General features: G+C 57.4%; 24 protein-coding genes and 2 tRNA genes. 10 read left to right on the top strand and 16 right to left on the bottom strand.

What is annotated here, in order from left to right; genetic code table 11:
* Positions 1-37: 37 nt before the first annotated feature.
* The 5 genes from OL236_RS02015 to OL236_RS01995 all read right to left on the bottom strand — a co-directional run bounded on the left by OL236_RS02015 (position 38) and on the right by OL236_RS01995 (position 5,768).
* Positions 38-832 (bottom strand): Nif3-like dinuclear metal center hexameric protein, encoded by a 795-nt coding sequence (locus OL236_RS02015; RefSeq protein WP_265071146.1) that lies wholly within the window; start codon positions 830-832, stop codon positions 38-40.
* Positions 826-1,521: a tRNA (adenine(22)-N(1))-methyltransferase gene (locus tag OL236_RS02010; protein WP_265071145.1), complete on the bottom strand. Its 696-nt coding sequence runs from the start codon at positions 1,519-1,521 to the stop codon at positions 826-828. Before OL236_RS02010 ends, OL236_RS02015 begins: the two co-directional genes overlap by 7 nt.
* 29 nt (positions 1,522-1,550) lie before the next feature.
* A complete protein-coding gene (gene rpoD, locus OL236_RS02005) occupies positions 1,551-2,678 on the bottom strand; it encodes an RNA polymerase sigma factor RpoD (protein ID WP_009645128.1) in 1,128 nt (375 codons plus the stop codon).
* Positions 2,679-2,756: 78 nt separating this feature from the next.
* On the bottom strand, positions 2,757-4,541 hold the full coding sequence (dnaG, locus tag OL236_RS02000; RefSeq protein WP_265071144.1) for a DNA primase: 1,785 nt from the start codon (positions 4,539-4,541) through the stop codon (positions 2,757-2,759).
* A 219-nt stretch (positions 4,542-4,760) separates the two neighbouring features.
* Complete coding sequence (locus OL236_RS01995) at positions 4,761-5,768, bottom strand: deoxyguanosinetriphosphate triphosphohydrolase (RefSeq protein WP_265071143.1); 1,008 nt, start codon at positions 5,766-5,768, stop codon at positions 4,761-4,763.
* A 186-nt stretch (positions 5,769-5,954) separates the two neighbouring features.
* On the opposite strand from OL236_RS01995, the gene OL236_RS01990 reads away from it, so the two are divergent.
* Entirely contained in the window at positions 5,955-6,491 is a 537-nt protein-coding gene (locus OL236_RS01990) for an OstA-like protein (protein ID WP_264919446.1), read from the top strand.
* A 152-nt stretch (positions 6,492-6,643) separates the two neighbouring features.
* Here the strand turns inward: OL236_RS01990 and OL236_RS01985 are convergent, their stop codons facing one another.
* The 7 genes from OL236_RS01985 to OL236_RS01955 all read right to left on the bottom strand — a co-directional run bounded on the left by OL236_RS01985 (position 6,644) and on the right by OL236_RS01955 (position 12,420).
* The gene (locus OL236_RS01985) at positions 6,644-8,017 is read right to left on the bottom strand and encodes a DUF389 domain-containing protein (protein WP_265071142.1); all 1,374 of its coding nucleotides are present in this window, start codon (positions 8,015-8,017) and stop codon (positions 6,644-6,646) included.
* Positions 8,018-8,311: 294 nt separating this feature from the next.
* Entirely contained in the window at positions 8,312-9,535 is a 1,224-nt protein-coding gene (gene trpB, locus OL236_RS01980; RefSeq protein ID WP_264919448.1) for a tryptophan synthase subunit beta, read from the bottom strand.
* Positions 9,536-9,544: 9 nt separating this feature from the next.
* On the bottom strand, positions 9,545-10,657 hold the full coding sequence (locus OL236_RS01975; RefSeq protein WP_265071141.1) for a M48 family metallopeptidase: 1,113 nt from the start codon (positions 10,655-10,657) through the stop codon (positions 9,545-9,547).
* A gap of 198 nt (positions 10,658-10,855) precedes the next feature.
* On the bottom strand, positions 10,856-11,455 hold the full coding sequence (locus OL236_RS01970) for a hypothetical protein (protein ID WP_265071140.1): 600 nt from the start codon (positions 11,453-11,455) through the stop codon (positions 10,856-10,858).
* 242 nt (positions 11,456-11,697) lie between these two features.
* Positions 11,698-11,772, bottom strand: a tRNA-Glu gene (locus OL236_RS01965).
* Between the two features lie 5 nt (positions 11,773-11,777).
* Positions 11,778-11,853 (bottom strand) — tRNA-Asn (locus OL236_RS01960).
* A 111-nt stretch (positions 11,854-11,964) separates the two neighbouring features.
* On the bottom strand, positions 11,965-12,420 hold the full coding sequence (locus OL236_RS01955) for an RpiB/LacA/LacB family sugar-phosphate isomerase (protein ID WP_265071139.1): 456 nt from the start codon (positions 12,418-12,420) through the stop codon (positions 11,965-11,967).
* Positions 12,421-12,568: 148 nt separating this feature from the next.
* On the opposite strand from OL236_RS01955, the gene rpsT reads away from it, so the two are divergent.
* The gene (rpsT, locus tag OL236_RS01950; protein ID WP_009645094.1) at positions 12,569-12,832 is read left to right on the top strand and encodes a 30S ribosomal protein S20; all 264 of its coding nucleotides are present in this window, start codon (positions 12,569-12,571) and stop codon (positions 12,830-12,832) included.
* A 121-nt stretch (positions 12,833-12,953) separates the two neighbouring features.
* Here the strand turns inward: rpsT and OL236_RS01945 are convergent, their stop codons facing one another.
* The gene (locus tag OL236_RS01945) at positions 12,954-13,238 is read right to left on the bottom strand and encodes a glutaredoxin domain-containing protein (protein ID WP_009645163.1); all 285 of its coding nucleotides are present in this window, start codon (positions 13,236-13,238) and stop codon (positions 12,954-12,956) included.
* 244 nt (positions 13,239-13,482) lie between these two features.
* Here OL236_RS01945 and OL236_RS01940 point away from each other — a divergent pair, with 244 nt between their 5' ends.
* From OL236_RS01940 to OL236_RS01930, 3 genes are read left to right on the top strand one after another with little or no spacing between them, the layout of a single operon-like run.
* Positions 13,483-14,910, top strand: a complete 1,428-nt coding sequence (locus OL236_RS01940; protein WP_265071138.1) for an SPFH domain-containing protein — start codon at positions 13,483-13,485, stop codon at positions 14,908-14,910.
* Positions 14,911-14,943: 33 nt separating this feature from the next.
* On the top strand, positions 14,944-16,056 hold the full coding sequence (locus tag OL236_RS01935) for a hypothetical protein (RefSeq protein WP_265071137.1): 1,113 nt from the start codon (positions 14,944-14,946) through the stop codon (positions 16,054-16,056).
* Positions 16,057-16,068: 12 nt separating this feature from the next.
* Positions 16,069-16,872 (top strand): TPM domain-containing protein, encoded by an 804-nt coding sequence (locus OL236_RS01930; RefSeq protein WP_265071136.1) that lies wholly within the window; start codon positions 16,069-16,071, stop codon positions 16,870-16,872.
* Between the two features lie 49 nt (positions 16,873-16,921).
* On the opposite strand, the gene OL236_RS01925 is transcribed toward OL236_RS01930, so the two are convergent.
* Both OL236_RS01925 and OL236_RS01920 read right to left on the bottom strand, forming a co-directional pair.
* Positions 16,922-17,926, bottom strand: coding sequence for a hypothetical protein (locus OL236_RS01925; protein ID WP_265071135.1), 1,005 nt, complete (start codon positions 17,924-17,926; stop codon positions 16,922-16,924).
* 9 nt (positions 17,927-17,935) lie between these two features.
* Complete coding sequence (locus tag OL236_RS01920) at positions 17,936-19,090, bottom strand: metallophosphoesterase (protein WP_265071134.1); 1,155 nt, start codon at positions 19,088-19,090, stop codon at positions 17,936-17,938.
* Between the two features lie 155 nt (positions 19,091-19,245).
* Between OL236_RS01920 and OL236_RS01915 the strand changes: the two genes are divergently transcribed.
* The 5 genes from OL236_RS01915 (at position 19,246) to OL236_RS01895 (ending at position 25,877) form a co-directional block, all read left to right on the top strand.
* Entirely contained in the window at positions 19,246-19,737 is a 492-nt protein-coding gene (locus tag OL236_RS01915) for a complex I 24 kDa subunit family protein (protein WP_009645110.1), read from the top strand.
* Positions 19,738-19,863: 126 nt separating this feature from the next.
* Positions 19,864-21,114 (top strand): NADH-quinone oxidoreductase subunit F, encoded by a 1,251-nt coding sequence (locus tag OL236_RS01910; protein WP_009645120.1) that lies wholly within the window; start codon positions 19,864-19,866, stop codon positions 21,112-21,114.
* The gene (locus OL236_RS01905) at positions 21,114-22,874 is read left to right on the top strand and encodes an NADH-dependent [FeFe] hydrogenase, group A6 (protein WP_265071133.1); all 1,761 of its coding nucleotides are present in this window, start codon (positions 21,114-21,116) and stop codon (positions 22,872-22,874) included. Before OL236_RS01910 ends, OL236_RS01905 begins: the two co-directional genes overlap by 1 nt.
* A 212-nt stretch (positions 22,875-23,086) precedes the next feature.
* Positions 23,087-24,418, top strand: coding sequence for a threonine/serine ThrE exporter family protein (locus tag OL236_RS01900; RefSeq protein WP_265071132.1), 1,332 nt, complete (start codon positions 23,087-23,089; stop codon positions 24,416-24,418).
* A 127-nt stretch (positions 24,419-24,545) separates the two neighbouring features.
* Positions 24,546-25,877 (top strand): threonine/serine ThrE exporter family protein, encoded by a 1,332-nt coding sequence (locus OL236_RS01895; protein ID WP_265071131.1) that lies wholly within the window; start codon positions 24,546-24,548, stop codon positions 25,875-25,877.
* A gap of 164 nt (positions 25,878-26,041) precedes the next feature.
* Here OL236_RS01895 and OL236_RS01890 read toward each other — a convergent pair whose 3' ends face one another.
* Positions 26,042-26,284: a phospho-N-acetylmuramoyl-pentapeptide-transferase gene (locus tag OL236_RS01890; RefSeq protein ID WP_265071130.1), complete on the bottom strand. Its 243-nt coding sequence runs from the start codon at positions 26,282-26,284 to the stop codon at positions 26,042-26,044.
* Between the last annotated feature and the right edge of the window lie 29 nt (positions 26,285-26,313).

The following is a 26,313-nucleotide window of genomic DNA, read 5'->3' as shown; positions in this document are numbered from 1 at the left end:
GAGAACACTAATTCTATTTTCTCCATTTATCATACATCTAGTTAATAAACTTGAAAAAATCACTAGATTTTGTTTCGGCGACAATTTCCACGCCATCGCCAAGTTCCTTCTCCAACCGTTCAGCAAGACGGGCAACGATCGGCTGCTCCGTCGCAAAATGCCCGGCATCAAGAATATGGATCCCAAGACCTATGGCGCGTTCGGCATCGTGATACTTGACATCGCCCGTCACATAGACGTCGGCGCCCTTGGCCGCCGCCCTGCCGATGAACTCTGCACCACTGCCGCCGCAGAGGGCGACACGGGAAATCCTGTGAGCGCCTGCACGCACAATGCGCATCGACGAAAGCCCCAATTTCGCCTTGACGCGTGCAGCAAAATCATCCAGGGAGAATTCCGCATCGAGCGAGCCGATGCGCCCAAGACCCGGCTCGCCGTCTGCCGTGCCTTCGGCAAGCGGCACAACTCCCTTCAATTCCAGCTTTTCAGCGAGCACATCGTTGACGCCGCCCGCCGCACTGTCGAGGTTCGTGTGCGCGGCAAAGACAGCGATGTCTGCCTTGATCAGACGCGCGATCTTGCGTCCCGTCGCATCGTCCGTGCGCACCGCCTTGAGTCCACGAAAAATAAGAGGATGGTGCGCGACGATCAGATCGCAGCCATCCTCGATTGCACGTTCCACTGTTTCCTCGCGCACATCGAGCGCGACGAGGATCTTCCTCACTTCATCGTGCGGCGAGCCGACGAGGAGGCCAGGGTTGTCCCACTCCTCTGCCAAGCGGCGCGGCGCGATGCGCTCCATCGCCTGCATGACGTCCTGCAACTTTACCATATAAGCTTTTCCTCCAATGCGGCGGCCTTTTCTCCAAGCGCGCGATACGCCGCCCCTTCCCTTGCACGCGCACTCTTTCCCATGCCTTCTCTCGCACGGCGCACACGAGAAAGCAGCTGCTCGATATGTTCTTTCAAGAGCGGCGGCTTCTTTTGCCAAAGGCAAGGGCCGATCTCCAAGAGGATCGGCTCTGGCTTCTCCTTTTTCCCTCGCCTTGCCAGAAGGATCTCATAGAGCCTGCCGCCCGCACGCACAAGGCTTTCCTCCGCGACGTGCCAGCCGTTGTCATAGAGCCAGGTGCGAAGCTCCGCCGCATCGCTCTGCGGCTGCAGGACGAGGGTTTCCAGCGTCTGCAGCACGGCAGCACCGTCCGTGAGGATGCGCGCGATCAGCGAGCCTCCCATGCCCGCGACAGCGACGCTGTCGACCTCGCCAGGTGCAAGCGCCGCAAGACCGTCACCGATGCGCACCTCGACCATTTGCGTCAGCCCTGCCGTTCGCACGGCTCGCCGCGCCGCCTCAAAAGGCCCTTCATTCACGTCAACGGCAATCGCGTGTGCAATTTTTCCTGACGCAGCCAGTGCGAGCGGCAGCTTCGCATGATCGGTGCCGATGTCGGCAAGACGCGCACCCAAAGGTACGAAGGCGGCGACGGCCGCAAGACGCTCATCGAGTTCTGGCACCGTCACCGCCCCTTTTCATCTTTTTCGGCATCCAATCAATCGAGAAAGTCCTTGAGCTTGCGGCTGCGGCTCGGATGCCGCAGCTTCCGAAGAGCCTTCGCCTCGATCTGACGGATGCGCTCGCGCGTCACGCCGAAGTTCTGTCCGACCTCTTCAAGCGTGCGCGCCCTGCCGTCGTCCAGACCGAAACGCAGGCGCAGGACGCGTTCCTCGCGCTCCGTCAACGTGTCGAGGACTTCTTCGAGCTGCTCTTTGAGGAGCATGAAGGATGCGGCCTCCGCCGGCGCAGGCGCGTCCTGATCCTCGATGAAGTCGCCGAGATGGGAGTCCTCTTCCTCGCCGATCGGCGTTTCTAAGGAAACCGGCTCCTGCGCAATCTTCATGATCTCGCGCACGCGCTCCACGCTGATCTCCATAGCCTCGGCAATTTCTTCGGGCGACGGCTCCCGGCCAAGCTGCTGCAGGAGCTGGCGTGAAACGCGAATGAGCTTATTGATCGTCTCGACCATGTGGACGGGGATGCGGATCGTACGCGCCTGATCGGCGATAGCCCGCGTGATCGCCTGCCGAATCCACCACGTCGCATAGGTACTGAACTTGTAGCCCTTGTTGTAGTCGAACTTCTCGACCGCCTTGATGAGGCCGAGATTCCCCTCCTGTATGAGATCGAGAAACAGCATGCCCCTGCCGACATAGCGCTTGGCAATGCTCACGACCAGACGCAGATTCGCCTCCGCCAATTCCTTCTGCGCTTCCTCGTCGCCCGCTTCCATGCGCTTGGCAAGAGCGATTTCCTCATCTGCGGAAAGGAGAGGCACGCGGCCGATCTCCTTCAGATACATGCGCACGGGATCGTCGATGCTGATGCCCTCGGGAATACTGAGATCGATATCCACTTCTTCCTCAGCCTTGTCCTCGTCTACCTCCGCTTGTGCACGGTTCGAATCATCCACAATCTCGATACCCTTGTTGCTGAACGTCTCGTAAAGGTCGTCGATTTCATCCGGCGTGAGTTCCTGCTCCTGCAATGCCGTCATCAGCTCGCCGTAAGTCAGCACGCCGCCGTTGCCCCGCCCTTTTGTGAGAAGGCTCGACACGATGGCAGAGCTCTGCGTCGGCTTCTTCTCCACGTCGAGAACCGTCTTGTTCGCTTTCTCAGCCATGGAATCGCGCCTCCTTTCTGCTGCTCATTTCGTCATGTCGGGCAAGGACGCCCGCTTGGGAAAATGCCTTTGTTTTGCTCATAGCCCTTCCATTTCGTTCTTTATTCGCTGAATCTGCGCTAATTCCTGCAAGAACCGCGCATCATTTTCCTTTTCCCATCGATCAGCGCGCCGCGTATGCTCCTCAAAGAGCTGCGCAAGATACGTCCTGCGCAAGCGTCTCATGGAGTCATCGTAAGCCTCCAGCGCGTCCATCGTCCCCGTGTCCTCGGCAAGCGATCGACTGATCTCCGTCGCGACCGCCTCGGAAAGCTCCGCCTGCGCACGCGCATCCGTCGGCCTCTCGCCCGCAAGATGAAGTCCATAGAGCCACGCGAGCGCCTTCGCCTGTTCCTCTGTCGAAAAAGCCTCGAACGGCACGAGGGAGGCAATATGCTCCGTAACAGCCGGATCATGCCACGCTGTCCGAAGCACGATCCGCCCTGCACGCTGCAGAATATCGTCCGCCTTTTTGAAGGCGCGCCGCGTCGTCTCTCGCACGGCAGCGGGCGGCGCAGAAGATCCTGCCGCCCGGCCAAGCTCGGCGCGTATGAGCCCTTCGTCGAGCGTCAGTTCACGCGCCGTGCGCACGATATAGCCATCAAGTTCCGCAGGGCTTTTCACCTCGGCGAGCACGGGCAGAAGCGCCGCGAGTGTATCGAGCCTGCCCTGCAGGCTCTCCTTGTCCGCCGTCTCCAATACGCGCACCATGCGGTACTCGATGAAGGGAAGCGCCGCTTCGACGAGTTTTCGAAAAGCCGCCTCGCCATGTTTTCGGATGTATTCGTCGGGATCTTTGCCGTCGGGCACGCGCAGCACCTTGACCATCGCCCCCGCCGCGCGCGCGACGGAAAGCGCGCGAAGCGTCGCCTCCTGTCCCGCCGCATCGCTGTCATAGCAGAAGCGCAGTTCCGGCGCATAGCGCAGCAGAAGCTTCGCCTGCTCTGCAGTAAAAGCTGTGCCGAGGGAGGCAACGACGTTCTCTATGCCCGCAGCCGCGACGGAAATCGCATCCATATAGCCCTCGACGACGACGGCGAATCCCGCGCGCGCAATGGCACGATGCGCGCGATCGAGACCGAAGAGCAGACGTCGCTTGTTGAAGATCAGCGTCTCGGGCGAGTTCAGATATTTCGGCTTGCCGTCTCCCAAGATGCGTCCGCCGAACGCCACGACGCGCCCTCGCGCGTCGCGGATCGGGATGATCACGCGATTGCGAAAGCGGTCGTAATGACCCGCGCCCTTCTGCCGCTTCGCCGCCAAGCCGCTCTCTTCAAGGAGCGCAGCAGGCACGCCGCGCTTCTCGAAGGCGACGGCGAGCTTGTCCCACGCGGGCGGCGCATAGCCGATGCCGAAAGCCTCGATGACGCTCTCGCCGATACCGCGCCCCGCGAGATAGGCCTTCGCCGCCTCGCCGTAATGCGTCTTGGTCAGACAGTTGTGAAAAAAGGTCTGCGCCATCTCATGCACGCGGCGAAGTTCCTCCGCCTTCTTGTCACGCGCGATTTCCGCTGCGCTTCTCTCTCTCTCGGGCAAAGGAATATTGAGCTTTTCCGCCTGCAGTTTGATTGCCTCGAAATAGGGGATGTTCTCAATAAGCGAGAGGAACTTGAATACGTTTCCTCCGACGTGACAACCGAAACAATAAAAAAATCCCTGCTCGGGAACTACCGAAAAAGACGGCGTGTTCTCGTGGTGAAACGGGCAGCAGCCCCAATAACGATTTCCTTTTTTCTTTAACGCGACATAGGAGGAAACGACGGCAACGATGTCGGAATCTGCGCGTACGCGCTCGACAAAGGCGTCCATCGCCTCATTCCTCATGCTTCTTCACCCTTCGCTGCTCCCTCTTCTTGATTTTCTGCGATTTTTCTACCGTATTGAAACGAACGAGCCACGCGGAACATCCACTCAAATTCCACTAAATTTTATATTCCCTATAAATTGAAAATATCCTCTTTTTTTCCGTTACGCCAAAAAATTTTGCCGAAATCTGCTGCAGAGGCACAAGCACAAAAAAACACAAAAGTTCCGTCCTGAAAATCACGCATCGCCCGGCACGGAAAAGCCGACGGGCGGCATGAAGATGCGTGCGAACGTATGCACGGCATAGTTGTCACTGAGTCCCGCCACATAGTCGACGACGGTCTGCTGCCTGCCCCAGCGCGTTTCATAGCGGCGAAACTCCTCGGGCAGTTCCTCAAAGTTCTCCATGTAGTGCGCGTAAAGTTCGCGCAGCACGAACACCGCCTGCTTCCTCTCACGCGCCAGCCGCTCCGAATGGTAGATATGCTCGAACATGAAGGCCCGAAAAGCATCCATAACCTCCTGCATGGCAGGAGAGAGCGCAATGTCCTCCCGCTTCTCTGAATGCACAATGAGGTCGGAGACCATGCCCGTGATCATCTCCGACGTCGTATACCCGAGCTTCGCGTAAACGAGCGTCGGCAGATCGCCCGCCTCAAGCATACCCGCGCGCAGACTGTCGTCGTAATCGTGGCAAAGGTAGGCGATGCGGTCGGCAATGCGCACAATGCGCCCTTCAAGTGTCTTCGGCAAGTGCTTTCCCGTGTGATTGACGATGCCGTCCTTGACCTCGAAGGTCAGATTGAGACCCGCGCCATCGCGCTCCAAATACTCGACGACGCGCAGACTCTGCTCGTTGTGCGCGAAGTGTCCAATGATCTCCGCCATCGCCGCCTCGCCCGCATGACCAAAAGGCGTATGACCGACGTCGTGACCGAGTGCGATCGCCTCCGTCAGATCTTCGTTGAGGCAAAGCCCTCGCGCGATCGTGCGGGCGATCTGCGACACCTCCAAGCTGTGCGTCATGCGCGTACGGTAGTGATCACCCGAGACGATGTAAACCTGCGTCTTGCGCTTCAGACGCCGGAACGCTTTCGAGTGCAGGATGCGGTCGCGGTCGCGCTGAAAGTCCGTGCGGAAAGGGCACGGTACGATCGGTGCTCGCCGCCGGCTCTCCCTGCTCTTCGCCGCAAGGGGGGAAAGTATTTCATACTCCAACGCCTCACGTTTTTCCCGTATCGTCATTTGTCCGCCTCCTCTTCCTGCTTGTCTTCCATTATATGATGAAATAATACGGCAAGAACACCGCTTTATCCTGCTGAAACTTAGCCTTTAAGGAAAATTCGCTGGAAAAACCCGCCTTCATGCTGTATGATAGAAAAAGGATCTGTATGGAAAATACTTTTCACGCCAATGAAAGGAAGCGTCTTTATGAAAAAAAACCTTGTTTCGGTTCTCATGATGTTCGTTCTGCTCGCCTTGAGCGCGACGGCTCTTGCCGCACCGAACTTCTCCTTTGACTCCTACCGTCTCGACTTCTCCTCGGGACGCTGCGTCTTCGACGGCAACATTCGCATCGTCGCCAACGGCTGCACTTTCCAGGCCGACCATGCCGAGGTCGACCTTGCGACGGCGCTCAAGTACCTGAAAAACGGCGCCTTCGATGCCCAGAGTGGCGTCAACTCCCCCGATTTCGAGGTCTGGTGCGAGGGCAACGTCAGCGTCTCGCAGGACGGCTTGAAACTGACGGGTGACAAGGCGCATGTCATCGGCAAGACGCACGAGGCTGTCGTCGAAGGCAACGTCTTCCTTGAGCGTCCCAAGGTCACGATTCAGTCGGACAGCGGCCTCTTCAACTGGGACACTCAGGTCGCACAGTTCGACGACAACGTGAGGATTCGCCAAGGCAAGCGCGAGATCAAGGCGGAGCACGCCTTCTACGACGTCGCCAAGGACGAGCTGCTCTAAGCTGCAGTACACGACCTTCTTCACACCGCACCGTCGAAACGAACACGAGATTTCACAAACTGAAGCCCACCCATTCCTCTTACTCACGGGGACTGGGCGGGCTTTTTTGGCGTCTGCCCAACGACTCGCTGAACATTGACTCGGCAATATCGTTACGTTTTTCCCTCTGCCCGTGTGGATTCGGGGAAGAACTGCACCTGTACACGGCGCTGCGCCTTAGTGGAAATCCATTCGGTCAAACGAGCACGCAACGCTTCGTCCATATCGGCCTTCAAGTATATAAAAGCAATCGGCATTTCACTCAGAGAATCCGATGGATCTGCAGTCGCAGCAGGGCCGCGCACACTCCCAACGGCGATGCGGGAGATTTCCGGGAACACGATACGTGCCTCACGATTCCAGTCCAATATATAAGTGCCCTGCTTTTCACTTTCCTCTCGAGCAGATTTGAGTGCGGTCACTGTCTGTTGTTCCTGTACGGAAGGAATGGCTCTTTTTTCAACCTCGCTGAGTCTCTGATCGATCATCGCCTCCATCTTTTCCCGCTCTTCCACCGTTTCTGCAGAAAAAACCTCCAGACGGAAAGGTTTGAGATATGCCTTTTCATGCAGTTTCTCCGTCAATACTGTCAAATCATCCTCCGATATTCCGGCAATCGTAAATACCGTCAATATTTTCTCCTCACTATCCAAGGTATAGGAGATCGCCAGATGAGGCGGCACTTTGAAATTCTCCTCGATATAAATCTTCGCCTGCTCGCTCTCCAGATTTTCCTGCACGCTCTGATACGCAAAGAAACAGCTGGGCAATGTGATAAGTATGGCAAATGTCAGCAGGTAGCGTTTCTGTCTTGAAAATTCCACGGAGTCCCGCTCGATCTTGGATGGAATGTCAATGATTTTCAGGACACTGAATGCGGTCAAACAGATAAAGAAACTATTGATGAAGAAAAGATATAACGCACCTACGGTATACGCAGTCACACCCGTAGCAATGCCGTATCCTGCGGTACAGAGAGGAGGCATGAGAGCCGTCGCAATCGCAACGCCGGGGATGACATTTCCACCTTCTTTACGTGTTATACCGATGATGCCTGCCAGTCCACCGAAAACAGCGATCAAAACATCCCAGATGGTCGGTGATGTCCGTGCAAGCAGTTCCGACGAAGGTGTAGCTATGGGCGTAAGGGAAAAATAAAGTGCCGATGTGGCAACCGAAATGAGCACTTGGGCCAACAGACTGCCTGCACTAGAGCGGATATATGTGCTGTCATACCGGGCAAGGCCATAGCCGATACCCAAGATCGACCCCATCAGCGGAGAGATCAGCATCGCGCCGATGATGACCGCCGTGCTGTCCATGTTGAGTCCGATGGAGGCGATAAAGATGGCCAACATCAGCACACAGAGATTCGTCCCCCGAAATCGCACGCCGGCGTTGATCCGATCTGTAATTTCCCGTATCGACGCGATGTCGCCATGCAAATCAAAAAAATCTTTCAGCTTATTCCAAACCAAACAAACCATCTCCTTTGTCTGGGCATCGGGATACTTTCATTATATAGAAGCATACCATGTTTCATGAATATTTTCGAGCCCTTCACCATCATATCGAACCTCCCAGCTCAAAAACCGTCAACCCGGTAAGAAGTCGTACAATCTAACTTTTCCAGCAGAAAAGCATGTGTATAGAAAGAAGTATACTATAAGAGCATAGACAGGACCCGCATGCAAAAGGAGCTACCGTAAAGCAGCTCCTTTTTGCATGCGAGTCCTGTGGGTAATTCCCAAAGGCCTCTTACTGTTCCTTCATCCAAGCGTTCAAGCAAATTCCAGATACTTCTCGCCCGTACCGTACTTCTCAATGACGTAGTCGAGATCCTTGTCGCCCCTGCCGCTGAGGTTGACGAGGATCGAGCCCGTATCCATCTCCTTGGCGCGGCGCATGGCGTAGGCAACCGCATGAGAGCTTTCGAGCGCGGGGATGATTCCCTCGTAGCGCGAAAGTTTGAAGAAGGCGCCGATCGCCTCCTCGTCCGTCGCCGTATCGTACTTGACGCGCCCAATCTCCCGCAAAAAGGCGTGCTCGGGGCCGACGGATGGGTAGTCGAGTCCGCTTGCTACCGAATACACAGGAGCCGGCTCGCCCGCCGCGTCCTTGAGCATGATGCTGTCAAAGCCGTGCATGACACCCTCTTCGCCATACGACATGGACGCCGCATGATCGCCGAGCTTCTTGCCAAGCCCCAGAGGCTCGACGCCGACGATCTCCACAGGATCGTCGAGGAACGGCACGAACATGCCGATGGCATTGCTGCCGCCGCCCACGCACGCCGTCACAACATCAGGCAGGAACCCCATCATATCCTTGAATTGTTCGCGCGCCTCGATGCCTACGACTGTCTGGAAATCGCGCACCATCATGGGGAACGGATGCGGTCCGACAGCAGAGCCGATGCAGTAGATCGTCTCCTTGTAGTTCGCCAGATAATCCTCAAAAGCCGCATCGACAGCTTCCTTGAGCGTCTTCGCACCGCGCGAGACGGGCACGACCTTCGCGCCGAGCACCTTCATGCGCGCCACATTCGGCGCCTGCTTCTTGATGTCGACCTCGCCCATGTAGATCGTGCAGTCGAGCCCGAAGAAGGCCGCCGCCGTCGCGAGCGCCACACCGTGCTGTCCCGCGCCCGTCTCGGCAATGATGCGCTTCTTGCCCATGAACTTCGCCAGAAGCCCCTCTCCCATACAGTGATTGAGCTTGTGCGCACCCGAGTGGTTCAAATCCTCACGCTTCAAATAGATCTGGCAATTGCCGATCTTGCGCGAAAGGCGCTCGCAGTGGTAGACGGGCGTCGGCCGCCCTTGAAACTCGCGGCGTATGCGCCGCAGCTCATTGATGAACTGCGAAGAATGGCAAATCGTCAGATACGCCTCGTTGATTTCCGCAAAAGCAGGCACGAGTTCTTCTGGCAGGTAGGCGCCGCCGAACTTGCCGAAACGCCCCTCCTTGTTCGGATATTCCTTGAGATAACGCTTGAAATCCATACATCTTCCTCACTTTACCTGATTCAATTTCTCGGCGAGCGCCGCTGCGGAGTCGTCGCCTCTAAGGCAGGTCATGACCGGCTGTGCGCCGAGCATGACGACGTTTCCGTCCGCATAGGCACTCTCCTTGTTATGCCCGTTGTGGTATGCCGCCGCCAAGTTTCCCTGCACGAAGTAGGCGCGCTCGGCGCTCGACATATTGTCGGTCTCAGCGGGAACGACGAATCGTTTGCCCTTGACATAAACGACGCCGTCCTTGACCTCGACATGACCGCCGCTGTACTCCTTGACGCTCTGCATGTACTTGTCACGGCGCTCCTTGTTCGTCGGATGATCGGACGGATCGAACATCTCGCTGACGAAATTCTGCCGATTGTCGCCCATCTGCTCCATGAAGCGCTGCCAGACGGCGGCTGCAGCACCGGGATTGTACCCCGCGTCCGTGATGTACTTGAGTGCAAGTCCGTCTGCTTCCCATTCGTGCGCACGGCCGATCGACACCTGGTTGATCTGCGTGACAACCGTATTGAGCACGACGTTTCTAACCGCCGACGCATTCGTCATATCGGCAAGAACCTGCGCACCGATCGCCACGTCGATCTTCTTGCGCCAACCATCCGCCACATGGTTCTTCATTCCATGCCCCATCTCATGCCCCAAGACGACGGCAATTTCGTCCTCATTCTGCAGATAATAGAAAAGTCCGCGGTTGATCGACATCACATGACCGAGCGAACAAAAGGCATTGAAGGTGTCGTCCTGATTAATGAACCAAAGAAACGGCTTGTCGCGGACAGAAGGATCGCTCTTAGCGATACCAGCCGAAACGCGTTCAATCGCACGGCTGCAAAGTCCCTCCCACGGAGAATATTCTTCTACGCCAAGCTCTTCTTGGTACGAGGCGAAAAGCGCCTGCCGCCCCTCCTCCGTCTGGTCGAGTTCCTTGATTTGATTCTCCGCCTCAGCCTTTGCCTGGAAGCCGCCTATGACCGTACCGATGAGATCGCCCCAACCCGCATCCGCCACAGGAGCAGGCTGCAGGGCGAAGCTTCCTCCGAAGGCGAGCACGCCCGCTGTAAGTCCTGCAGCCACACGTTTTTTCCAAGTATTCATTTTCATCATCTCCCTTGCTTTCATCAAGAAGCGGCTACGCATAAACCCATAAACAATAGTTTACTCTTTAACACCTTTTCGACGATATTCGATGAAAATCCTTTTTCGGTAAAAAAACAAGACCTGCGACCATCTTTTTGCAAAGATTGCACCGCAAGTCTCTATCTCCACAAACGTACCTTTCGTCTCTGCGAGGTCTCTGATTCTCTAGCGCTTGTTGTGCACCGTCGGCGCCAGGAAGCGGATCGATGAACCGCACAGGAGACGGCGAAGATCGGCCGCGCTCTCAGCAGGAATCACGGCGCTGCTGCCGCAATTCCTACACTCTAGGAACACGGACGCGCCATCGACATGTGCGATGAAATCATGACTGCCGCACGGGCAGACGACATCACCCGCAGCGACAAACTCATGCACACGGTTGACCGCCTCAAGAAGAAGCTGCTGCTTGCCGATGAAATTTGCGCCGTCAGCAGGATGAAGCCTGTCAAACTCCGCCTGATTGAACGCCAAAAGTTCCTCGATGCGACGGCGCTTTCCGATGTAACCCAGTTCGAAGCGATCTCGACTGCAATAGACCTTCTCAAGATCCATGTGCCTGAGCTGCGCGAGACTGCAGGCAATCACATGCTCCTTATTGCAGGCGACGCACGGCACATGGACCTCAAAGCAGCCCTTGTCCCCACGCACCAGCAGCGCCTGCTCGTGCCCGCAGCCTGCACAGCGAAGAGAGAAGCGCTTTACGCCGAGAAAATACGGCACATCGTGCACATGAATCTTGCCGCAGCGCTGACAATAAAACGCCATAGAACAAACAACACCACCGACGAGCATAGCAGTTCCTCACCCTCCTCGCGAATTTCTCTCAAAAAATGTCAAATCTTCTCTGTTCGCTGAAACACTTCGTCGCGGAAAGAAAAAATCCTTCCTAAAAGGCGAGCATCCTCTTCATTAAAATTAACGCATGCTTTTCTCTATCTTTTTCAACAATCATCCAAGGATGCACACAAAAAAGCACCGCCCGACTGGACGGTGCTGCTTCTGCCTTATGGTGACGCGTACGGGATTCGAACCCGTGAAGCCGCCGTGAAAGGGCGGTGTCTTAACCACTTGACCAACGCGCCGAGAATGGCTCCTCGAGCAGGGATCGAACCTGCGACAACCTGATTAACAGTCAGGCGCTCTACCTACTGAGCTATCGAGGAATCATGCGGTGCTCATGCACCAGCAAGGGATATTATACACGATTATGAAAGGGGGCGCAAGCATTATTTTTACAACTTCCCACTTTTTCCGGCAATGCGCACAGACCCTCGTCATTTCATATGCTCTTCCTCATACCTTGCGATGGTTTCGCGCCGCTCAGCATACTTGCCTCCAAGCGGCTCATAGGAGAGCCACGTCTTTGCTATCTCCCAGGCCATATGGTTCGCTATGACGCGCTGCCCCATGCAGAGGATGTTAGCGTCATTGTGCGTACGCGTCATGCGAGCCGTAAACAGGTCGTGCGCGACGACGGCACGCGCTCCCTTGACCTTATTCGCCATGATGCACATCGCCGCACCCGTGCCGCAGACGAGGATGCCAAGCTTCCCCTCGCCCTTCGCCACCTCTTCCGCCACCTTTTGCGCATAGGGCTGCGTGTTGCAGGACGCTTCATCATACGTGCCCGCATCCTCGACGCTGCAGCCCGCTTCCGTCAACTGCTGCAGCAAGAACTGCTTCATGGGATAGCCCGCATGATCTGCGCCTATGACGATTGTTTTCTTCATCGAAGTACCTCCCTTGATCCGGCTATTGAATCCCTTTTATTCATTCGCAGTTATTTCCAATTTCCCTGCCACAAAATTAAATATTGCATTTTCCCCCCATCCATGCTAATATACTACAGTGTAATTTCCTTCAAGGGAGGTGAAACATTTGCCGAACATCAAAGCATCCATCCGCAGCGTCAAGAAGGATGAGAAGCGCCGCGCCAAGAACGCTGCGGAGAAGTCCCGCGTTCGTACGGCTTCCCGCCATGTACTCGACGCCGTTGAGGCAGGAAACGCTGATGAAGCGAAGTCCTTCCTGAAGGCTGCCTGCAAGACGATCGATCAGGCTGCAGCGAACCATGTGTTCCACAAGAACTGCGCTGCCCGCAAGAAGTCGCGCCTTGCCCGCAAGGTCAACGCCATGGCGTAGACTCACCAGCGACACGATAGAATCCCATCTCCATAAGCAACGCGAAAACGCATTGCTTATGGAGATGGGATTTTTCTATGCCCGAAACATTGCGTAAAAAACACTGCCCCATTTCCACTCATCAATCTACAGCCGCCTGAAAGACCGCCTCGACACAACGCTTGCACTCTTCATAGCTCTCGCCGGGCTTCGCCTCATAAAGCTTCACACCATCTACGAACATCGAAGGTACATAGTAATAATCCTTGGCAAAAGGCAGCGCCCTCTCTTTCTCACGAGTTTCCTCGATCCATTCGACGGGAACCGCCTCGTAGGCCGAATACGCCTTTTCCAATTCGTCCATCGCCCGCGCCGCGTTGCGGCAATACGGACAACCTTCCATGTAGAGCACCGTAATCTTCTTCAATCGAATGACCGCCTTCCCTTAAAGAGTCTTTTCGTCCGACAAAAAATTCCACGACGAAGCACGCCGTCTCTTCTATATTATATCCATTTCTTCTACATTTGCAAAAAGAATCAACATCGGAAAATTCCACCAAAATACCCAGGCAAAACCGACTTTTCCACAAGGATTTCTTATTCACAGAATAGAATTAGTTTCATAGATACACTTGTATATTTGTACAGTCATACGAAGGAGGAGATGCATCATGGGTTTGATTCAAGCTGCTATGGGCGCTGCCGGCGGTGTCATGTCCGATCAGTGGAAAGAGTTTTTCTACTGCGACAGCCTCGACAAGGATTCGCTCGTCGCCAAGGGGCAGAAGCGTGCGAGCGCACGCGGACGCAGTTCCAACACTTCGGGCGAGGAGAACATCATCTCGAACGGCTCCATCATCGCCGTCAACGAGGGGCAGTGCATGATCATCGTCGAGCAGGGCAAGGTCGTCGAGGTCTGCGCACAGCCCGGCGAATTCACCTACGACAGCTCGACCGAGCCGACAATCTTTGGCGGCGACCTCGCAAGCGACCTCAAGGCGGTGTTCCAAAACATCGGCAAGCGCTTCACCTTCGGCGGCGATGCGCCGAAAGACCAGCGCATCTACTACTTCAACACGAAGGAAATCATGGGCAACAAGTACGGCACGCCGCAGTCTATCCAGTTCGAGACGATGATCGGCCAGTACATGATGAACGTGAACATCCGCTGCTTCGGCGAATACAGCTACCGCATCACGAACCCGATTCTCTTCTACACGAACGTCTGCGGCAACGTCGAGGACATCTACACGAGAAGCGAAATCGACTCCCAGCTCAAGAGCGAGCTTCTGACGGCGCTGCAGCCGGCTTTCGGTCGCATCGCCGCCAAAGGAATCCGCTACACGCAGCTCATCAACTACACGCGCGACATCAAGACGGAACTTTCGGCAGAGCTTTCCGAGGACTGGGGCAAAAAGCGCGGCATCGAGATCGTTTCCTTCGGCGTGTCGAGCGTCAAGGCGGACGAAGAGGACGAGAAGCGCATCAAGGAGATCCAGGACAGCGCCATCATGAGTGACCCAAACCTGCGTGCCGGCCGCCTCGCGACGGCGACGGCGGATGCCATGCGCACGGCAGCGGGCAACGAAGCCGGCATGGGCGGCGCCTTCGGCTTCATGGGCATGGGCATGGCGGGAAACGCCGGCGCCGGAGCCATGGGTGCTTTCGGCCCTGCGGGCGGCCAAGCGCCGCAGGGCAACCCGCTCGCTCCGCCGCCGCAGCAGCAACCACAGGCGGGAGCAGCCGGCAGTTGGAACTGCGCGTGCGGCCAGACGGGCAACACGGGCAAGTTCTGCGCGGGATGCGGCAAGCCACAGCCCGCGCCTGCAGGGACTTGGAGCTGCAGCTGCGGCCACGCGGGCAATACGGGCAAGTTCTGCGCGAACTGCGGCAAACCCCGGCCGACAGCGGACGGCTGGCAGTGCAGCTGCGGCGCGACGAACCAGGGACGCTTCTGCGCGAACTGCGGCAAACCGAAGCCGGCGGACGCGCCCCTCTATCGCTGCGACAAGTGTGGCTGGCAGCCCAAAGATCCGACGAATCCGCCGAAGTTCTGCCCCGAGTGCGGCGACGCCTTCGACGAAAACGACCTGCAGTAAATGATGCACTGACGAGCAAGCGAGGTGAAGCAAATGGCCGATACATCGGTAAGCTACAAATGCCCCAACTGCGGCGCACCGCTCTCCTTCCTGCCCGGTCACGACCATGTGACCTGCGAATACTGCTCGACGGAGCTTGAGATCGCGACCGTTGAAGCGCTCTTCGAGCGCGAGCAGGAAAAGGCGCGTCTTGCCGCAGAAGCGCGCGACTCGCGCTGGAACACAGAGAATGCAGGCGGCGAATGGGATGAGCAGGACGCCGCCACCATGAAGGTGCAGACATGCTCATCGTGCGGCGCGGAGCTGGTCTCAGACGGCAACACGATGGCGACGGAATGCGCTTACTGCGGCAGCCCAAACATGCTGCCGCAGCAATTCTCCGGCATGCTGCGCCCCGATTTCGTCATCCCATTCAAGAAAACGAAGGACGAAGCCATCGCTGCCCTCAAAAAGTTCTACGAGAAGCGCTACCTCTTGCCCGACTCCTTCAAATCGAACAACCGCATCAAAGAAATCCAGGCGATGTACGTGCCGTTCTGGCTCTTCGACTCTGCCATCACAGCAAGCGCCTCCTTCCGCGCGGAAAGGGACAACATCTACGAGACGGCGGACGAGATCATCACGGAAACGAGCGTCTACGACTGCGAGCGCACAGGCTCGATGAAGTTCGAGCGCATCCCCGTCGACGGCAGCGAACGCATGGACGATACCTACATGGAGAGCATCGAACCATTCGACTACAGCGAACTCGTGCCCTTCTCGGCCGCCTACTTCACGGGCTTCCTCGCCGAGAAGTACGACGTCGACGCCGAGGCCTCCGCGCCGCGCGCCGACAAGCGCGTGACGGAAAGCGCCCTCGGCGTCCTCGAAAGCACCGTCGAAGGCTACGACCGCTGCTCGCTCGATGGCGAGCCGTGCATCATCAAAGAGGACGGCACCGTCAGCTACGCTATGGTGCCCGTCTGGATTCTCACAACGAAGTACGAAGGCAAGCCCTACACCTTCATGATGAACGGACAGACAGGCAAGGTCATCGGCTCCTTGCCCATCGACAAGCGGAAGGCGACGCTCTATCCCCTCGCCGCCTCACTCATCAGCGTGCCGATTCTCTACTTCATCGCGAAATTCCTTTTGGGAACAATATGAGGAGGGCTGCACATGAAACGTGAACAAAGAAACTTCTTCAGCGCCGTTCTCCTCTCCCTCATCCTTTTGCTCGCACTCGCCGCCCCCGCCTTGAGCGAGGCGGCTGAAAAGAGTCGCGCACAGGCGGACGCATGCGTCATGGATGATGCAGGACTCTTGAGCGATGCGGACGAATCCTCACTCGAAAAGACGCTTGCCGACATCGGAACGGCACACAAAGCGCGTATCGTCGTCTACACAGTCAAAGACCTCAAGGGGGAGAAAGCGGGCACAGTCGCGAACAGATTCGCTGACAAATTCGCAGTAGGCACGGAAAATGGCGCCCTCGTTCTCCTTGTCGCGCCGAAAGAGCGCGACTGGTATCTCGCGACAGACAAGAAGATGAAGAGCCGCATCACCGACGACATCGGTACGGACTACCTTTCGGGCAAGTTCCTGCCGTCGTTCAAGAAGGACGACTATGCGGCGGGATTCAAAGCCTACGCCGCTGCAGCTGATGAAATGCTCACCTACTATGAAAAGGAAGGCAAACCCTTCGACCCCAAGGCAGGTTTCAGCTTCATCGCCCTAGGCATCGCCGTCGTGCTCGCAGGCGGTGTATTCTACCTCGTGCGCAGCAGCCTCATCGCCTCGATGAGCAACGTCACCTCGGCAACGGAAGCCGACGCCTATCTGAGTCACGAAGGACTGCATCTGACAGAAAACCGCGACTCCTTCCTCTACATGAACGTCACACGGCACGAAAAGCCCAAAAAGCAAGGAAAAGACACTTCGAGCCGCGATGAAAGCCACGGCGGTGGTGGCGGGAAATATTGACATAAAAAAAGCCCGCGAAAGCGGGCTTTTCCTTTGTCTTACTCCTGCATCAAAACGAAAAATGGATGCCTTCCCGCGCAAACGATTCCTCATTGATGCGCTTTTGCGGCTCCTTGGAAAGACTCTGCCCCAGGAAGCGCGCACCCGCATGCTCGATCTCAAAGAATGCCGCCATGGGAAAATCGCTCTTGTAGACGCCAAAGGTGCGAATGAGCCCCCACGTCGCGGGACTCTCAAACGTCGATGAAAACTCCCCCGTACGCTCGCCGAAGTAAGGACGGCTCAGCCAGTGCTCGAACTGCTCCGCCGTCAGGAAGAAGCAGCCTGAATGTGGATTGCGCGCCTTGACGAAGCGCACGTTGCCGCTGGGCATGGAAGCCATCAAGACGGGACGCTCGGCAAAGTCGATGTACTTCTGCGCGAAGGAAAGACGCTCCACAAGCTCGCTTCCCGCCTCAAAACCGTCCGTCTCCACATACCCTTTGGGGAATACACACTGCTCATTGTACTCGAAACGATGCGGCAAAAGTACGGCTTCCGCACCGAAGAGCGCATCGAACCACACGAGCTTTTGGAAGAACAGCGGATCGTGCACGACGAGGTCGTCCTCCATGTAGCAATAGTAGTCGTATTCGCCGCGTCTCTCCTTGAGTACATCCTGACAAGTGAATCCCAGAAGCTTCGGATCGACAGCGGGAAAATCCCTTCGCTCGTACATGCCCTGCGGCAATCCAAGCCGATCGAGCACATGACGCTCGCCCGCCGTCGAGAGCACGATGTCGACCCTGGCATGAAGCGCCTCGTTCGCTGCATAGTAGTTCGCCAGTGAGCGTGCAATCGGCCTGCCCGCCTGCAAATCGGCATCCGTGAAGCGCGAGCCGTCTGCATTCTGCAGATCGTAGCGGCAATATGCCTGCGGACTTTCAAACAGGGTTTTCAGATGAACGATGAGTTTCCGAAGATTCCCTGCCTTGCGCTCAGGGTCGCCGTTCGAAGCATAGATGCCTTGTGGGTCATGTGCATAGTAATGCGGTATTGTCACGAGTATTTTCATTGCTTCCTCCTAAGCGCGCAAGACGAAGTACGCGATCTCGGGCGGGCAACCGAGGCGGTACGGAAACCAACTGCCATTGCCTGAGTGGACGTAGCCCGTCGTCTTCCCCTTCTCGACGATGCCGCGCGTGTACTTGAACACAGGGAAGAGCGGCAGGCCGAAGATGCCGAACTGCGAGCCGTGCGTGTGCCCCGTGAGCACGAGACGTGCGCCGTACTCAGCGCCATCATCGATGAACTCGGGATGATGCGCGAGCAGCACGGTCACGGCATCTGCCGGAATCGCTTCGAGCGCCGCTTTCGCGTACATCGCCTTCTCGCGCTGGAATGCCTCGGCGTCAAGCCTCTTCTCATACTCCGACATCGGGTAGTCGACGCCCGCGAAGTAGAGCGGCTGCGCTCCCTGCCTCACGCACTGCGCCTCATTTTTCAAAAAGTGAATCTTCGACGTCGCCAGCGCTTCTTCTACGAGCGCAATGCCGCGTATATGCTCGTGATTGCCGTGGCAGTACCATATACCGTCAGGAAAGGCGGCGGCAAAGCCGTCGATCAGGCGCACGGCGTCCACCGTCCAATCGGGATAGTCGAAGATGTCGCCCGTCAGCAAGAGTGCGTCGGGAGCAGCGTCGGCGACCTGCTGCAAAAGGCTCTTCAGCCGCTCAAGCGAGAAAAACATGCCGAGATGCACGTCGCTGAGCTGGGCGACCGTATAGCCCGCGAGTGCCGGCGCCGCAACGGGGATGTCGTAGCGACGCTCAACCGTCGCATTCCGCTCGTAGAGATTGCCGTAGAGCACCGCACCGAGCGCCGCCGCAGGATACGCGCCCGCCGCCTTCAAGACCCTGCGCCGCCCCACATCCTCGGGCACGGCGAGCGTCCTGCGATAGACGGCACGAAGGACGACGGCTGCCAACACGAAGAGAAACAAGAACATCAAAGAGAGGAAGAAGACAGAAGCCAGAGAAATCGTCGCACCGTCCGAAAGAAACGCCACGAGCGGATTGCGCCGCAAGAAGAAGGATGCCGACGCGACGGTGAACACGACGCCGACCAGCACGCGGCAAATAAACAGCGCACGCTCAGCGAGAAGATAGCGCAGCGCCCAAAGCGCCGCCACGGTGAACACTGCAAGAACGGTGACTAAAATGATGAGAAAGGAGACCAAGCTGCACCTCCGAAAGTCAAACAGATGATATCGCAGACATTATAGCACAAACGGACGGAGAAACATACTCATGTACCCCTTTCTCTTGAATGAATCTCCGTTCTCCTCTATAATGATAAAAGAAAACATATTTTCCAAGAAAAGGAGATGCTGCCATGAACGCCGACCCCAAGAGTCTCGAACTCGCGACGCGCGAGAAGATCGACCGCGTGCTTGAGGCTCATTCCTACGACCCGACGCAGATCGTCGGCATCCTGCTCGACGTGCAAGACCTCTTCGAGCGCCACTATGTGCCCGAGCCTGCCGCCTATTACGTGGCGGAGAAACTGCCGCTGAAGATCTCTCTGATCTACGACTGTCTAACATTCTACGCAAGCCTGTCGCCTGTGCCGCGCGCCAAATACCCCATCCAAGTGTGCGACTCTGTCGTCTGTCGCATCAACGAGAACGAAACGCTTTTCTCTGCGCTCAAGAGCCTCCTCGGCATCGACATCGGCGAAGTCACCTACGACGGACGCTTCACGCTCGAAAAGACGCCGTGCTTCGGCGCTTGTGACATCGCGCCCGCCGTGCGCGTCAACGGCGAAGTCTACGGGCATCTTGACAGCCGCGAGAAGATTGAGGAACTTTTGCACACGCTGCAGTAAGCGGCCTGCACATCTTCACCGAACCTGCGCTGCAAGAGCTCTCCACCCCTTGCAGCCGCGCCTTCTCTCTGCGAGGCGCACAAAAAGGACCGGAAACAAAACGCCATCCACACGAAAGGAGACTATATGAGCAAGGTTTCTTTCATGACAAAGAACTTCCACCGCTACGATCCCATGTCCATCGAATCCTACCTGGCGATTGGCGGCTTCAACGCCCTCAAAAAGGCCGTGACAATGGACGGCGAGGACATCGCCTCCCTTCTCTCCGAAGCCCAGATCAAGGGGCGCGGCGGCGCCGCCTACCCCATGGGACGCAAGTGGTCGCAGGCGCGCGCCGTCAAGGGCGAGCACAAAGTCATCATCTGCAACGCCGACGAGGGCGAGCCATGCACCTTCAAGGATCGTGAACTGATCACGAACGACCCCTTCAACCTCATTGAGGCCATGACGATCGGCGCCTGGAGCATCCGCGCACAGGATGGCTACATCTACCTGCGCGAAGAATACGCGCACCTTCGCTCGCGCCTCAAGAACGCCATTGAAGAGGCGGAGCGCTGCGGCTTCCTCGGCAAGAACATCCTCGGCAAGGAAGGCTTCGACTTTCACATCCACCTCCGCTCAGGCGCGGGTGCTTACGTCTGCGGCGAGGGCACGGCTCTCATCCGCTCCATCGAGGGCAAGGCGGGCCGGCCGCGCATGAAGCCGCCCTTCATCAAGCAGAGCGGTCTCTTCGCACTGCCGACGTGCGTCAACAACGTCGAGAGCCTTTCCATCGTGCCGCATCTCCTCCTCGACGACAAGAAGGAATACATCAGCTACGGCTCGGGCGAATCCCTCGGCACGAAGCTCGTCTCCGTCGGCGGCAACGTCAACCGTCCTGCCGTCTTTGAGATCCCCTTCGGTACGACCGTGCGCGAAATCATCTATGACCTTGCGGGCGGCATCCAGGGCGGCCGACGCATCCGCCTCATCCAGTTCGGCGGCGCGTCGGGCAAAATCGCCGACGAATCCATCCTCGACGTCCCCTACACCTACGACGACCTCAAGGCGGCCGGCGTGACCGTAGGCTCGGGCGCGATCCTCGTCGTCGACGAGCGCACGAGCGTCCTCGACTTTCTGCGCATGACGCAGGCGTTCTTCTCGCACGAGAGCTGCGGCCAGTGTACGCCGTGCCGCGAGGGAGTCCTCCACATCAAGCTCATCTTGGAAAAGTTCGCGCAAGGAACAGCGACGGAAAAGGATCTCGAAAACATGAAGATGATCGCGCGCATCATGCCCATGTCCGCCCTCTGCGGCCTGGGCGAAAGCGCCGAAAACGCCCTTTCCGCCGCCTTCAAGCTCTTCCCTGAAACATTCCGGATCGGAGGCGTACACTGATGGCAGAAGAAAGAGAACTCGTACACCTGAAAATCAACAACATCCCCGTCGAAGTCCCCAAGGGCACGAAGATCATCGATGCCGCACGCAAGGTGCACATCAATATCCCGCATCTCTGCTACCACCCCGATCAGCGCGTCAAGGCTCGCTGCCGCATCTGCTCCATCGAGGTCACGGGCAGTCGCCGCCTCATGGCAGCGTGCGCGACCGAGGTCTGGGAAGGCATGGAAGTCCATACGGACACGCAGATCGTGCGCGACACGCAGATCGCCATCCTGCAGCTCATCCTCGCCAACCACAACCAGGACTGCCTGAACTGTCCGCGCAACCACCGCTGTGACCTGCAGGAGCTTTGCAGCCGCTTCAACATCGGCCATACGGGACTGCCCATCGTCGTCGAAAGCAAAGAGGATGCGGCGAACAACCCGAGCATCGCTCGCGACCCGACGAAGTGCATCAAATGCGGCCGCTGCATCCGTGCCTGCAAGGACGTGCAGGGCATCGAAGCCCTGAATTTCGCTGGACGAAGCGACAAGATCACCGTCACGACCGCCTACGACAGCCCGCTCGAAGCGACCGACTGCATCCTCTGCGGCCAGTGCAGCCTCGTCTGTCCGACGGGAGCGATCACGGAAAAAGACGATACGCAGCGCGTCCTCGATGCCCTGCAAGATCCGAAAAAGCACGTCATCGTGCAGGTCGCGCCCGCCGTGCGCGTCTCCTTGGGCGACGAATTCCACCTGCCGCCCGGCGCCATCGTCACGGGACAGATGGTCGCCGCCTTGAAGCGGCTCGGCTTCGACCGCGTCTTCGACACGAACTTCGGCGCCGACCTCACGATCATGGAAGAAGGGCATGAATTCATCCATCGCCTGGAAAACGGCGGCACGCTTCCCATGATGACCTCGTGCAGCCCCGGCTGGGTCAACTACGTCGAAAAACACTACAGCGACCTCTTGCCCCATCTCTCGACGGCAAAGTCACCCATGCAGATCTTCGGCGCTGTCGCCAAGACCTACTATCCGAAGCAGTCGGGCATCCCCGTCGAGGACATCGTGACCGTCTCCGTCATGCCGTGCACGGCGAAGAAGTTCGAAGCCGCGCGTCCTGAGATGGGCAGAGACGGTCATCAGGACGTCGACATCGTCATCACGACGCGCGAACTTGCCAAACTCATCCACTACGTCGGCATCACCTTCCACGATCTGCCCGAAGAGGACTTCGACAGCCCGCTCGGCACATGCTCGGGCGCGGGCGCGATCTTCGGCACGACAGGCGGCGTCATGGAAGCCGCGCTGCGCACAGTCTACGAAAAGGCGACGGGTAAGACGCTCCCTTCCATCGACTTTCTCGCCGTGCGCGGCATGGACGGCATCAAGGAAGCGACCGTCGACCTCGGCGAGCGCAAGGTGCGCGTCGCCGTCGCGCACACGCTCAAGAATGCCAAGCACATCATGGACGAACTCAAGGCCGGCAAAAGTCCCTACGACTTCATCGAAGTCATGGCCTGCCCCGGCGGCTGCCAAGGCGGCGGCGGACAGCCTCTCAATACGACGAACGCGCGCCGCGCCGAGCGCATGAAGGCTCTCTACGAGATCGACAAGAATCTCCCCGTGAGAAAATCGCATGAAAATCCCGAAGTCGTGCGCATCTACAAAGAATTCCTCGGCGCACCCTTGGAAGGCAAAGCGCACGAACTGCTGCACACCCATTTTCACAAGGCGGAGAAACTCTACGACTTCACGGGCGCAGGAAAATAACGAAGACAGCGCGGCAGATCTTCTGCCAGGAACACGATGAGGGGGCGCTTGCGCCCCCTTTTTTTAGAAATAATATCATATTTCCTTGCTATTGAATAAGATTTAAGGCAAAATAGAAGTACGATTTCGTCTAACACGCTAACGACGAAATAAGCTATACCCACATACAAAAAAAGCACACGAACATTCCTAAATAAAGAGGTTAACAAACTATGCAATCATCCCTTGAACAAGTATTCAAAGACCCATTTTACAAGATTACCTACAAGATGCATCTGATCTTGACCGTCGGCAGACTCCTCATGGAGAACGGCGCCGACTCCGACCGAACGACGCGCTACATCATGCGCACGGCGGCCTACATGGGCATCCCTGCCGAAAACGTCAGCTGCCACATCATGTATACGTCGCTTCTCCTCAACGTCAAGAACGAGGAGCGCACCTACACGGAACTCACAAAATGCCGCAAGCACAACGTGAGCATGACCGTCCTCGCCGCCGTCAGCCGCGTCATCTGGCGTGCCATGCGCGACAACTGGTCGCTCGAACGCTTTGAAAAGGAACTGGAAACCGTCGAAAGCCGCAAGAATCCCTACTCGAACTTTGCGACCGCCATCGGCTCCAGCTTCGCCTGCGGCGGCTCGTGCCTGCTCTTCGGCGGCGACTTCATCGCCTTTTTCGTCACGGCGGTCTGCGCCTTCTTCGGCTTCTACGCACGCATCCTCTGCAACAAGCGCGGCTTCAACAACTATGCGGGCATCGCCATTGCCGCCTTCGTCGCGACCTCCTTAGCGACGCTCTCGCAGAGCGTCGTCCACTCCGCGACGCCCATGCACCCCATCGTTGCCTGCGCCCTCTTCATTGTACCCGGCGTGCCGCTGATCAATGCAGCAGACGACATGCTCAACAACTTCATCATGGCGGGCATCACACGAGCCTTCCACACCGTGCTCATCATCGGCTCGATGGCGTTCGGCACGGCGATCGCGCTGCACCTCGGACGCATCACCGAATTCACGACGATCAGCCTCAGTCCCGGAGACATCTACATCTACCATCCGATTGCTGCAGCGATCTCGGCGGGCGGCTTCTCGCTGCTCTTCAATGTGCCGAAGCGCGTCCTCTGGGCGGTATCCGTCGGCGGCGCCGTCGCCGTCCTGCTCCGAAACATCTGCATGTTCGACTTCGGCCTCAGCCAGGCGACGGGAACGCTCATCGGCGGCGGCGTCGTCGGCATCGCCGCGCTTTCCGCCATCCATCGCTTCCATGTGCCGAACGTCGTCCTCACGACGCCGTCCGCCATCCCTCTTGTGCCCGGCATCCTGCTCTACCGCCTGCTCTTCACGCTCCTCAACATCAACGACGTCAGTACGGAAGTCCTCTTGGGCGCACTCAGAAACGGCATCGAGGCGGCGACCATCATCATCAGCATCGCCGTCAGCGTCGCCATACCGAACATCTTCTGGTCACGTCAGATCCGCAAGAACAAGATCGCACAGGAAAAGAAACTGCTCGCGTCGAGATTTGTCGATCAGGAGGACTGACCGCTTCATAGATTGCCCGCTGGGCAGTCTATGAAGAATCGTCACAATATTCCAAACTATTATCATAAAATACCTTTAAGGCATAGCAGCTTTTGCACCACCCCTTGCACAGGAAAGGAGTCTCCCCATGGCAGAAACGAAAGAACATGTTCTCACGCACCCCTTCTCCCAGATCATTTACAAGATGCATCTGATCCTCCTCGTCGCGCGCACGATGATGGAAAACGGCGCCGATTCCGACCGCACCTCGCAGTACATCATGCGCACAGCGGCGTACATGGGCATCCCTGCGGAAAACGTCAGCTGTCACATCGCCTACACGACCATCATGCTGAACATCAAAGACGAAGAGCGCACCTACACGCGCTTCAGCAAGTGCCGCACGCACCGCGTGAACATGCTCGTTCTCTCCGCCGTCAGCCGCATGATCTGGCGCGCTATGCGCGACGCCTGGTCGCTCGAACTTTTCGAGCGCGAGATGGAAGCTCTGGAAAAACGAAAATCCCCCTACAGCGGCTTTTTGACGGCGCTCGGTGCAGGCTTCGCGTGCGCCGGCTCGTGCGCTCTCTTCGGCTGCGACCTCGCCGCCTTCTTCATCACAGCGCTCTGTGCCTTCCTCGGCTTCTATGCACGGCGCTTCTGCAACGAGCACGGCTTCAACGTCTACGCCGGCATCGCCATCGCCGCCTTTACTGCGACGCTCGCCGCCGTGCTGCTGCAAAACCTCAATCTGTCTGCGACGCCTATGCTGCCCATCGTCGCCTGCACGCTCTTCATCGTGCCCGGCGTTCCTCTGATCAACGCGGCAAATGACCTTCTGAACCACTTCATCACCTCGGGCATGACGCGGGCGTTCGACACGCTCCTCATCGTCTGCAGCACGGCATTCGGCATGGCGATCGCCCTGCGCCTTGGACACGTCAGTTCATTCACGACCGTGAGCCTCAGTCCCGGCGAGATCTACCTCTACCACCCGCTAGCCGCCGCCATCGCAGCCGGTGGTTTCTCCCTGATCTTCAGCGTGCCGCGCCGCCTGCTATGGGTCGTCTCCGCGGGCGGCAGCATCACGATCCTCCTTCGGAACATCTGTATGTTCGAACTTGGCATGAGCCAAGCGGCCGGCACCTTCCTCGCCTCCGCCTTCGTCGGCGTTCTCGCACTCTTTGCCATTCACTGGTTTCACACGCCGAACATCGTGCTGACGATCCCTTCCGCCATTCCTTTGATTCCCGGCGTTCTTCTCTACCGCTTCTTCTTCACACTCTTAAATATCAACGAGGTCAGCACCCCCCTCTTGCTCGCGGCGCTTAGAAACGGCGTCGAAGCCGCGAGCATCATCGCCGGCATCGCCATCGGCGTCGCTATTCCCAGCATCTTCTGGTCAAGACAAATCCAGCGCAACAAAATCGCACAGGAGAAGAAGCTGCTCGCGTCGAGGTTCGTCGATCAGGAAGACTGACAGAGCGATGCTCCCATGAAATCACCATGCAAAAAGCGTGCAGCAGATTCGATTCCGCTGCACGCTTTTTATCGGCCAGACTCGGTTACAAGCACATCGTTTCGAGATTGCTCGAAACGATGCAAAAGATGCGCCAAAAGACGCAAACTGGATGCTGCGTCTCCTTACATCGCACCGCCGCCCTCGATTGATGCATTGTGATCGTTCGCCCACTTGTAGCCGAGAAAAGCTCCGACAAGGTTGACGATCACAGAGACTTCCGGGCTGACAAACATACTGATAAGCCAACTGACGACAATCAGTCCGACAACGGCAATGATGCCCTGCTTGTTGAAGCCCGTGCTGTAGAAGATACCCAAGATGAAGAAGCCGAGAATTGCTCCGAGAATAGGACTTTTTTTGCTCATAATGAATCTCTCCTTTGGATGTTGTATGA

This window comes from Selenomonas sputigena (assembly GCF_026015965.1).
Taxonomy (GTDB): Bacteria; Bacillota; Negativicutes; order Selenomonadales; family Selenomonadaceae; genus Selenomonas.
The sequence above is the reverse complement of the archived record's forward strand: the minus strand, read 5'-3'. Positions and strand labels throughout refer to the sequence as shown.